This is a genomic window from Sphaerotilus sp., from assembly GCF_031429695.1.
In the GTDB taxonomy this organism is placed as follows: domain Bacteria; phylum Pseudomonadota; class Gammaproteobacteria; order Burkholderiales; family Burkholderiaceae_C; genus Sphaerotilus.
This window is the reverse complement of record NZ_JANPAB010000060.1, coordinates 1-8,480: the sequence shown is the minus strand read 5'-3', so window position 1 is coordinate 8,480 and position 8,480 is coordinate 1. Positions and strand designations below refer to the sequence as shown.

Genomic DNA, 8,480 nt, shown 5'->3' with positions numbered 1-8,480 from the left:
CTGTTCAACCTCGGCGGCGAGCTGTCGATTCCGGGCTACGAATTGCTGAAGGCCGATGCCGTGCTGCGCCTGGACGAAGCGCTCGCCACGCACAACGCCAAACTGCCGCGCCTGGCTGAGTTCATTCTGCCGGCCGGAACGCGAAGCGCCGCGCTGGCCCACGTCAGCCGGACGGTGGCGCGGCGCGCCGAGCGCGCCCTGGTGGCCCTGGCCGCGCAGGAGCCGGTCAACGAAGCGCCACGCCAGTACCTGAACAGGCTGTCGGACCTGCTCTTCGTGCTCGCCCGTGTGCTCAACCGCGCGAACCTCGACGGTCTGGGCGGCGATGACGTGTATTGGCACTCGGAGAAGCTGGCCCGCTCGGGCGACTGAGGCCCGAGCGGCTGGAGGCTACTTCGGATTGCCCGCCATGAACTCCTCCATCGACAGCGAGCCGTCCTTGTCCTTGTCGAGCTCGTTGAACTTGGCGGCGATGGCGGGCATGCGCGCGGCTTCTTCCTTGCTCAACTTGTTGTCGGCATTCGCGTCGGCGCGCTTGAAGGCGGACTCCGGCGTTTGCTGCGCCGTGGTCGACGGGGTCGGCGTCGGGCTGGGAGACGGCGTCTGGGCAACAGACAGCGCTGGCACGCACAGCGCCAAGCTGGTGAGCGCGGCGGAGGCGAAAGACAGGCGGATGTTTCGGGTCATGAGAGGACTCCGGTTGTGGTTTGGGCCGCCATTGCAACCGCGGTGGGCGCCGAGAGCGAGCACTCTTGCTCCACGTTGCTCGACTTACAGCATCGGCCAACCCGCTTTCCATTGGTTGCGTGCACACACATCCGCTCGCTTCGCTGCGAGCCGCGCCAGGCTCACCGCCCACGCCGCGCGCGCACGGCATCGGCCAGCCCATCGAGCAGCGCAACCGAAGCGTCCCAGCCGATACAGCCATCGGTGATGCTCTGCCCGTAGGCCAGCGCGGCCGGGTCGTCCTTGCCGGGGCTGAACTTCTGTGCCCCGGCGTGCAGATGGCTTTCGACCATGACGCCGAAGATGCAGCGCGTGCCGGCCGCCAGATGCGCGCCCACGTCGCGCGCCACCTCGATCTGCCGCTCGGGCTGCTTGCTGGCGTTGGCGTGGCTGAAATCGATCATCAGCCGGCAAGGCAACCTGGCCGCTTCGATTTCCAGGCAGGCCGCGGCCACGCTCGCGGCGTCGTAGTTCGGCGACTTGCCGCCGCGCAGGATGACGTGGCAATCCTTGTTGCCGCGGGTCTCGACGATCGCCACCTGGCCGTTCTTGTGGACTGACAAGAAGTGATGCGGCCGCGAGGCGGCCTGGATCGCATCGGTGGCAATTTTGATGTTGCCGTCGGTGCCGTTCTTGAAGCCCACCGGCGCCGACAGACCCGAGGCCAGTTCGCGGTGCACCTGGCTCTCGGTGGTGCGCGCGCCGATGGCGCCCCACGCGATCAGGTCGCCGATGTACTGCGGCGAGATCACGTCAAGGAACTCGCTGCCCGCCGGCATGCCCAGGCGGTTGATCTCCAGCAGCAACTGCCGGGCGATGCGCAGGCCCTCGTCGATGCGGTAGCTCTCGTCGAGGTACGGATCGTTGATCAGGCCCTTCCAGCCGACCGTCGTGCGCGGCTTCTCGAAGTACACGCGCATGACGATTTCCAGCGTGTCCTTGTACTGCTCGCGCAGTGGCTTCAGCCGGCGGGCGTACTCCAGCGCGGCGGCCGGGTCGTGGATCGAGCACGGGCCGATCACCACCAGCAACCGGTCGTCGCGGCCCTGCATGATGTCGCGGATGGACTGGCGGGTGCTGCCAATCAGTTGCTCGACCGCCGTTCCCCGGATCGGGAAGAAGCGGATCAGGTGTTCGGGGGGCGGTAGCGGGGTCACGTCCTGGATCCTTTCATCGTCGGTCTGCGAGGTGCGGTCAACGGGCGGATACCAGGAGTCGGTCGGGGCGGCGTGCGTGGCATTCATGGTCGGGGTGTCCTGAGTGGGTGTGGAAGGGGAAAGGGGAAAGGGGAAGGAAATGTCGGGGCGAAAAAAAACCGCCGGGGGTTCCGGCGGTTTCTTGGGAGCGCTTGCGGGCTGTTCAGCTACGCGTGGGCCTCTCCTCCGCCGGGCGGTACGAGAACCAAAAGTAGCTAAAAAAGACGGCTGCGCGCTTCATGGGGGTCAAATGTAGGGGGCGGCGTGGCTTGGCGTCAAGCGCGCCGATCAAGCCGTGCCGCCAACGGTCAGGCCATCGATGCGCAGTGTGGGCTGTCCGACACCCACCGGCACGCTCTGCCCGTCCTTGCCGCAGGTGCCCACGCCCGAGTCGAGCGCCAGGTCGTTGCCGATCATCGACACGCGGTTCATCGCGTCCGGGCCGTTACCGATCAGCGTCGCGCCCTTGACCGGATAGAGGATCTTGCCCTTCTCGACCCAGTACGCCTCGCTGGCCGAGAACACGAACTTGCCGCTGGTGATGTCCACCTGCCCGCCGCCGAAGTTGCTGGCGTAGAGGCCGCGGTCGATCGACGCGATGATCTCTTCGGGGGTCTTGTCGCCAGCCAGCATGTAGGTGTTGGTCATGCGCGGCATCGGCACGTGGGCGTAGCTCTCGCGGCGGCCGTTGCCGGTCGGGGCGGTCTTCATCAGGCGGGCGTTCATCGAGTCCTGGATGTAGCCCTTGAGGATGCCGTCCTCGATCAGCACGTTCTTCTGGCTGGCGTGGCCTTCGTCGTCGATGTTGAGCGAGCCGCGCCGGTCGGCGATCGTGCCGTCGTCGAGCACGGTCACGCCCTTGGCCGCGACGCGCTCGCCGATGCGGCCGGAGAAGGTGCTCGATCCCTTGCGGTTGAAGTCGCCTTCCAGCCCGTGGCCGACCGCCTCGTGCAGCAGGATGCCGGGCCAGCCCGAGCCGAGCACGACCGTCATCTCGCCCGCTGGTGCCGGGCGGCTGTCCAGGTTCGTCAGCGCCGCGTGAACGGCCTGGTCCACGTACTGCTGCAGCAGCGTGTCGGTGAAATAGCCGAAACCGAAGCGCCCGCCCCCGCCTGCCGAACCGACTTCGCGCCGCCCGTTCTGCTCGGCGATCACGGTGATCGACACGCGCACCAGCGGGCGCACGTCCGCCGCCAGCGTGCCGTCAGCGCGGGCGACCATCACCACGTCGTATTCACCGGCCATCCCCGCCATCACCTGCACCACACGCGGATCTTTGGCGCGGGCCATTTTCTCGACACGCTCCAGCAGCGCGACCTTCTGGGTGCTGTCGAGCGTGGAGATCGGGTCCAGATCGGGGTAGAGGCGGCGACTGGAGGCGACGTGCTGCGGGGTGTCGATCTTCACCTTGCGGCTCTGGCCGGCGGCGGCGATGGTGCGCACGGTGCGGGCCGCGTCCAGCAACGCGGCTTCGGAGATGTCGTCCGAGTAGGCAAACGCCGTCTTCTCGCCCGCCACCGCGCGCACGCCAACGCCCTGGTCGATGCTGAAACTGCCGCTCTTGACGATGCCCTCCTCCAGGCTCCAGCCCTCGCTGCGGGTGTACTGGAAGTACAGGTCGGCATCATCGACGCGGTGCGCCGAGATGGTGTTGAGCGCCCGTGTGAGGCTGGCCTCGGTCAGGCCAAACGGGTCCAGCAGCAACCGGCGCGCGGTGGCCAGTCGTTCGAGGGTGGGTTCGCGAGAGATCATGGACGCATTCTAGGGACGCCGCCGGGCCGCGTCTGCGACCGATGGCGCTGACCTCACCCCGGCCCTCACAATTGTGCCGATGTCCGCCCCCACGCCACCGCCGCGCCTCGTCGCCCACCTCGACATGGACGCTTTCTATGCGTCGGTCGAGTTGCTCCGCCGGCCGGAACTGCGCGGGCAGGCGGTCGTGGTGGGCGGCAGCCGGGCACGGGCAGCGGAGTTCGCAGGAGACTGGCCGCGGCTGGGCAATTACGTCGGGCGCGGCGTCGTCACCACCGCCACCTACGAGGCCCGCGCCCGCGGCGTTCACTCCGGCATGGGGCTGATGAAGGCGGCGGCACTCGCGCCACAGGCCATCCTGCTGCCAGCGGATTTCGAGGAATACCGGCGCCTGTCGCGGGCATTCAAGGCCGCCGTCGCAGAGCTGGCGCCCGACATCGAGGACCGCGGCATCGACGAGATCTACATCGAGCTGACCGACCTGCCCCGCGTGCGCGACCACGTCGGCCACGACCCGCTCGGCGGTGCCCGGGCGCTAGCGCAGGACATCAAGAACAACGTGCGCCGTACCACCGGCCTGTCGTGCTCGGTCGGGCTGGCACCGAACAAGCTGCTGGCCAAGATCTGCAGCGACCTCGACAAGCCGGACGGGCTGACCGTGGTGATGGCGGGCGACGTGGCGGCGCGCATCTGGCCGCTGCCGGTGCGGCGCATCAATGGCATCGGGCCGAAGGCGGGGGCGAAGCTGGACGAGCTGGGCGTCCACACGATCGGCGAACTCGCGGCCTGCGAACCCGACTGGCTGGTCATGCACTTCGGGCGCAACCACGGCCTGTGGATGCACCGGGCTGCGCACGGGCTGGACGACCGCCCGGTGGTGACCTATAGCGAGCCCGTCTCCATGAGCCGCGAAACCACGTTCGACCGCGACTTGCATGCCCGCCACGACCGCGCCGCGCTCGGCACGATCTTCACCACCCTGTGCGAGCAGGTGGCCGGCGACCTGCAGCGCAAGGGCTACGTCGGCCGCACCATCGGCATCAAGCTGCGCTTCGACGATTTCCGCATCGTCACGCGTGACCTGACGTTGCCGGTCCCGACGGCGCAGGCCGAGGCGATCCGGCGGGCCGGCGGGTTGTGCCTGAAGCGGGTAGACCTGGAGCGGCGGCTTCGGCTGCTGGGGGTGCGGGTGGGCGGTCTGTCGAAGGTGGCGGCCGGGACACGCCCGGTGTCAGGGGCATCGGCACCCGCCAATCGGCCGGCAGCACCCAGCGACAGGGCCGCCGCAGTACATCAGACCTTGCCGCTGTTCCCGGACGACGATTCGTCCGCCACCTGAGGCGCCAGTGCTTCTCGGCTCGGCAGGCGCCACAGCCACCACGCCACCGCTGCACAGCACAGCGCCGGCAGCCACTTGAAGCGCGGCAGGGTGAACGCAGCCGCCAGCGAGCCGATCGTCATCATCACCAGCGCGAGCTGCTTGGCGCGCAGCGGCACGGCGCGGTGCTGGCGCCAATCGCGCACCATCGGGCCGAAGCGGGGGTGATGGAGCAGCCAGGCTTCGCAGCGTGTGCTACCGCGGGAAAAACACGCCGCCGCCAGCAGAACAAACGGCGTGGTGGGGAGCAGCGGCAGGAAGATGCCGGCAATGCCCAGCAGCAGACTGAGCCCGCCGGCCAGCAGCCACAACGCACGCTGCCAGGCGGGGCGACGTGGTGCAGAGGTGACCACCACCGGAAGGTTCATGTCAGACCTTGCCGCCATAGGCCAGCAGGCGCAAGGCCGCCAGCACCTGGGCATCGGCCGCATGGAAGGTCGTCAGGTTCATGCTGCCAGAGCGCACCACCAACCGCGGCACCACCAACCAGGACAGCGCAGAGACTTCGAGCAGCTTGAGCTGGGTGATGTCGGCCAGCGCCACCTCCTTCGGCCAGAGCCAGCTCTGGTGGATGCAGCGGCCGTCGATGCTGGTGCGACTGGTCAGGATGCCCCAGTAGCCCGAGGCGATGACCGCGCCTGCAGCCAGCAGGAACAGCCCCGCCTGCCAGCCCACATGCTGCCATGGTCGCTGATCGATCACCCGCCAGCCCTGCAGTGCCAGCACGGCCACCAGCACCGTGGCCAGCACCTTCACGGTCAACGGAAAGGAGGGGCCTTCGACTTTGCCTGCATCAGAGAGTGGCAACGGCGTATTCACAGCGGTCATGGGTGCCAAATGCAAAACCCCCGGAGGGCAGGCCACTCCGGGGGTCTAAAGGGACAGTGGACTATCCGAATCGAACCCTGGGCCTAAGTGGTTGATCTGCAACGATTTCACGCTGGCGCATGTTGGAACCTGCCCCCAAACCTGCCCCCACGCTTCGCCGCATCCCCTCGATTCTGCCTGATACGCCAGCCCGGACCATCTCGCGCACGCCCTCCAGATGATCGGCCGTCGCCACGATGCTCGACTGGACAGCCCACCAATGCCGGTATCTCCTTCGAGTTCGTCACCACCTACGGCTGCCCGAGCGAGACGAAGCCGAGAGAGTCGGGCGTTCGCGCCTCTCCGGGTCGTAGGCCAGAACTGGTCTTTGGATGCGCAGGCCGCGTCCGCAGCAGATCCCGACCTTATCTACACCTTGTCATGCTCATGGGGTTCTGTCGGCATAGCCGTTGCCCAGCACCCGCCAGAAACGACAAGGCCCGCGCGGTGGCGGGCCATTGCGGCGATGCAACGTTGAGACACCCTTAGGTAAACCTTGTGGTGCTCATGGGGTTCTGCAGAACGCAGTGAACTCAGCTACCTCCCCAAGACACCCCCATGGTCATGGGGTTCGAGCATTGCACTTCAGGTTCTGCAACGACTTCGCCAGCCCTTCCTCTGTGATTGGCCCCGTGGACAGCCCGCCGTGGTGCCTGCAACGGCCGCTCCAGTAGAGCGTCCTGCTCTGGCAAGGCTTGCCGGTTCGCTTGCCCTTGGCGCCACAGATCAAGTCCACGTACAACAGCATGTCTACCGCCGCGCCATCCTGGTCGTATGCACGCCATTCCCGGACCCATTGCGCTCGAAGCCGGGCGAGTTCATCGGCGGTCACTGCATCACCCTGCCATGCGCTGCGGCGATGTCTGCACGCAGCCGTTCATGGAGACCAGACCGGGCGCCCATGTCGGCGACGGCCAGCGCCACCCGGTCCGCGGTGGCCAGCAGCCGCGCACCGCCGATCAGTTCTTCGTCGAAGAGCCGTTCGTTCCGTTCTCGGCAGTTGGCAACAGCTGACAGCAGCTCGCCCACCAGCCCGCCCAGCCGTTTCCAGGCGGCTTCCGTGTCTGCCGCAGCGCGTGGCAAGCTGGTGCAGGCAGTGGCAACCGCGCTTACCGCCGCTTCGATGGCTGCGCGAGCCTGCCGGATGGATTCGCGCCGCGTGGCTTCCAGGCGATCCGGATCTTCCTCGGGGCAGGCACCCGCCAGGTATTCCACGGACACCCCGAGGTGTGCGGCGAGTAGCGCCACCATCTCCAAGGGCGGCATCCGCTCGCCCGCCTCCCACAAGCTGATCTGCGTTCCGTTCTTGTGTCCGATCCTGATAGCCAAGTCCTTTCCCTGAAGCCTGCAGGCGAGCCTTGAGCGCGTAATCCGGCCCCCCACCAGCCGCCGATACTCCGTAGAGGTGCGCACGTCCTCGCCGGTGAGCATGTCGCGCACGGCCGGGTCCAACCAGCGCGGTTCGGAGTCGGTCGGCGCTGAGTCGTGGACATCGGCAGTGAGGTGGATGGCGTGGTCAGGGTGCAGTGCTGGGCAGAAGTCGAGCATGAGGCGTCCCGGTGTGGAGGTGCCGGGATTGTCGTGCATAGAACTGGATGGACGTACAGCATTAAGGCACCACTGCCCGGAAGTTTTCCGCCCCAAAACACCACCATGCCAAGGTGCGTCAGGCGGGCAGCAGGCGCCGATTCGTCGCGTCGTCGTGCAGCGCGATGGCGCCCGCCTCAATGGCCTCTTGCACCCAGCCAGGCAGCCCCGCCACGTCTCGCAGTTCATCGCGTTGGAAGGCATGGACGCGCTCCAGATCGGCCTTCAGCCTGGCTGCACGCTGGCGCTTCTCTTCGGCGAACTGGCTTTCGGTCGGCACCAGGGGCGCGTCTTCGGGAGCGATTCCAGCGGCGGCCAGTGCCTCCCGTTTCCGCTGCAGCGCGCGTGTCTCGGCGCCGTCCATGGTGGCATGTGCCTCCTGGGTGGTGAACCCGCCGGCCACCAACGCGGCAATCTCGCGTGTGCGGTCGTTCTGCATCCTGGTGGCGGCGGTAACGAGCAATGCGAACTCGCCCGACAGGGCGCAGGCCAGCGCCGCGACGTGCTCGTCGTGCCGGCGGCGGTGACCCCGGCGTGCAGCGAGTTGCAGGCTCAGTTCACCCAGCCGGTCGCGGGCGGCGGCATGACGCGCTTCGACCGCTGCGGCCTCGCTGTCGAGGTACCCGGCAACGGCGGGAGCGTCGCATCCGGCCATGATCGCCTCGGTGATGCGGTAGAGCGGACCATCCTCGCGGCCTCGGCGATCCCGCATGGCCAGCTCTTCGCTGGCGGCGACGATCAGCCGTGCGGCGGCTTTGTGGGCGGCGGGATCGACCCAAGCGACGGCAAGCAGGTCGAGTTGGTTGTTGGTCAAGGTCAGAGAGTTCATGTGTTTCCTGGCTTTGTTGCACAACCCACCCAGCCGGCCGGTGGTCGAGCGGTGAGGTAGGCTGACGGGATGAGCAAGCCGGCGAAGAAGAAGTACACGACGAAGAACTGGTCGCCCTACACGAAGGCGCTGAGAGCCAGGGGGT

At 67.5% G+C, this 8,480-nt stretch carries 10 protein-coding genes; 2 read left to right on the top strand and 8 right to left on the bottom strand.

The genetic code is table 11. The features are described from left to right. The coding region (locus RMP06_RS11340) for a cob(I)yrinic acid a,c-diamide adenosyltransferase (RefSeq protein WP_310461889.1) at positions 1–372 on the top strand (372 nt) is incomplete at its 5' end. A gap of 18 nt (positions 373–390) precedes the next feature. Here RMP06_RS11340 and RMP06_RS11335 read toward each other — a convergent pair. The 3 genes from RMP06_RS11335 to tldD form a co-directional block, all read right to left on the bottom strand. Further along, positions 391–687: an EF-hand domain-containing protein gene (locus RMP06_RS11335; protein WP_310461888.1), complete on the bottom strand. Its 297-nt coding sequence runs from the start codon at positions 685–687 to the stop codon at positions 391–393. Between the two features lie 161 nt (positions 688–848). Then, a complete protein-coding gene (locus RMP06_RS11330; RefSeq protein WP_310461887.1) occupies positions 849–1,970 on the bottom strand; it encodes a 3-deoxy-7-phosphoheptulonate synthase in 1,122 nt (373 codons plus the stop codon). A gap of 240 nt (positions 1,971–2,210) precedes the next feature. Next, entirely contained in the window at positions 2,211–3,674 is a 1,464-nt protein-coding gene (gene tldD / locus RMP06_RS11325; protein WP_310461886.1) for a metalloprotease TldD, read from the bottom strand. A gap of 79 nt (positions 3,675–3,753) precedes the next feature. Between tldD and dinB the strand changes: the two genes are divergently transcribed. Beyond that, positions 3,754–5,013: a DNA polymerase IV gene (gene dinB / locus RMP06_RS11320; RefSeq protein ID WP_310461885.1), complete on the top strand. Its 1,260-nt coding sequence runs from the start codon at positions 3,754–3,756 to the stop codon at positions 5,011–5,013. On the opposite strand, the gene RMP06_RS11315 is transcribed toward dinB, so the two are convergent. The 5 genes from RMP06_RS11315 to RMP06_RS11295 form a co-directional block, all read right to left on the bottom strand. After that, complete coding sequence (locus RMP06_RS11315; protein ID WP_310461884.1) at positions 4,968–5,420, bottom strand: YbaN family protein; 453 nt, start codon at positions 5,418–5,420, stop codon at positions 4,968–4,970. The two genes, dinB and RMP06_RS11315, sit on opposite strands and share 46 nt — an antisense overlap. 1 nt (position 5,421) lies before the next feature. Beyond that, on the bottom strand, positions 5,422–5,880 hold the full coding sequence (locus RMP06_RS11310; protein WP_310461883.1) for a hypothetical protein: 459 nt from the start codon (positions 5,878–5,880) through the stop codon (positions 5,422–5,424). A 601-nt stretch (positions 5,881–6,481) separates the two neighbouring features. Next, on the bottom strand, positions 6,482–6,667 hold the full coding sequence (locus tag RMP06_RS11305) for an HGGxSTG domain-containing protein (RefSeq protein WP_310461890.1): 186 nt from the start codon (positions 6,665–6,667) through the stop codon (positions 6,482–6,484). A gap of 80 nt (positions 6,668–6,747) precedes the next feature. Then, a complete protein-coding gene (locus tag RMP06_RS11300) occupies positions 6,748–7,506 on the bottom strand; it encodes a helix-turn-helix domain-containing protein (protein WP_310461882.1) in 759 nt (252 codons plus the stop codon). Positions 7,507–7,585: 79 nt separating this feature from the next. Continuing rightward, entirely contained in the window at positions 7,586–8,335 is a 750-nt protein-coding gene (locus RMP06_RS11295) for a hypothetical protein (protein ID WP_310461881.1), read from the bottom strand. Positions 8,336–8,480: the final 145 nt, after the last annotated feature.

Bases quoted from the DNA above. Each gene is read 5' to 3' on its own strand.
- RMP06_RS11330 (WP_310461887.1), bottom strand. From the start codon at position 1,970: ATGAATGCCACGCACGCCGCCCCGACCGACTCCTGGTATCCGCCCGTT.
- RMP06_RS11300 (WP_310461882.1), bottom strand. From the start codon at position 7,506: ATGCACGACAATCCCGGCACCTCCACACCGGGACGCCTCATGCTCGAC.
- dinB (WP_310461885.1), top strand. From the start codon at position 3,754: ATGTCCGCCCCCACGCCACCGCCGCGCCTCGTCGCCCACCTCGACATG.
- RMP06_RS11295 (WP_310461881.1), bottom strand. From the start codon at position 8,335: ATGAACTCTCTGACCTTGACCAACAACCAACTCGACCTGCTTGCCGTC.
- RMP06_RS11305 (WP_310461890.1), bottom strand. From the start codon at position 6,667: ATGCTGTTGTACGTGGACTTGATCTGTGGCGCCAAGGGCAAGCGAACC.
- RMP06_RS11335 (WP_310461888.1), bottom strand. From the start codon at position 687: ATGACCCGAAACATCCGCCTGTCTTTCGCCTCCGCCGCGCTCACCAGC.
- RMP06_RS11315 (WP_310461884.1), bottom strand. From the start codon at position 5,420: ATGAACCTTCCGGTGGTGGTCACCTCTGCACCACGTCGCCCCGCCTGG.
- RMP06_RS11310 (WP_310461883.1), bottom strand. From the start codon at position 5,880: ATGACCGCTGTGAATACGCCGTTGCCACTCTCTGATGCAGGCAAAGTC.
- tldD (WP_310461886.1), bottom strand. From the start codon at position 3,674: ATGATCTCTCGCGAACCCACCCTCGAACGACTGGCCACCGCGCGCCGG.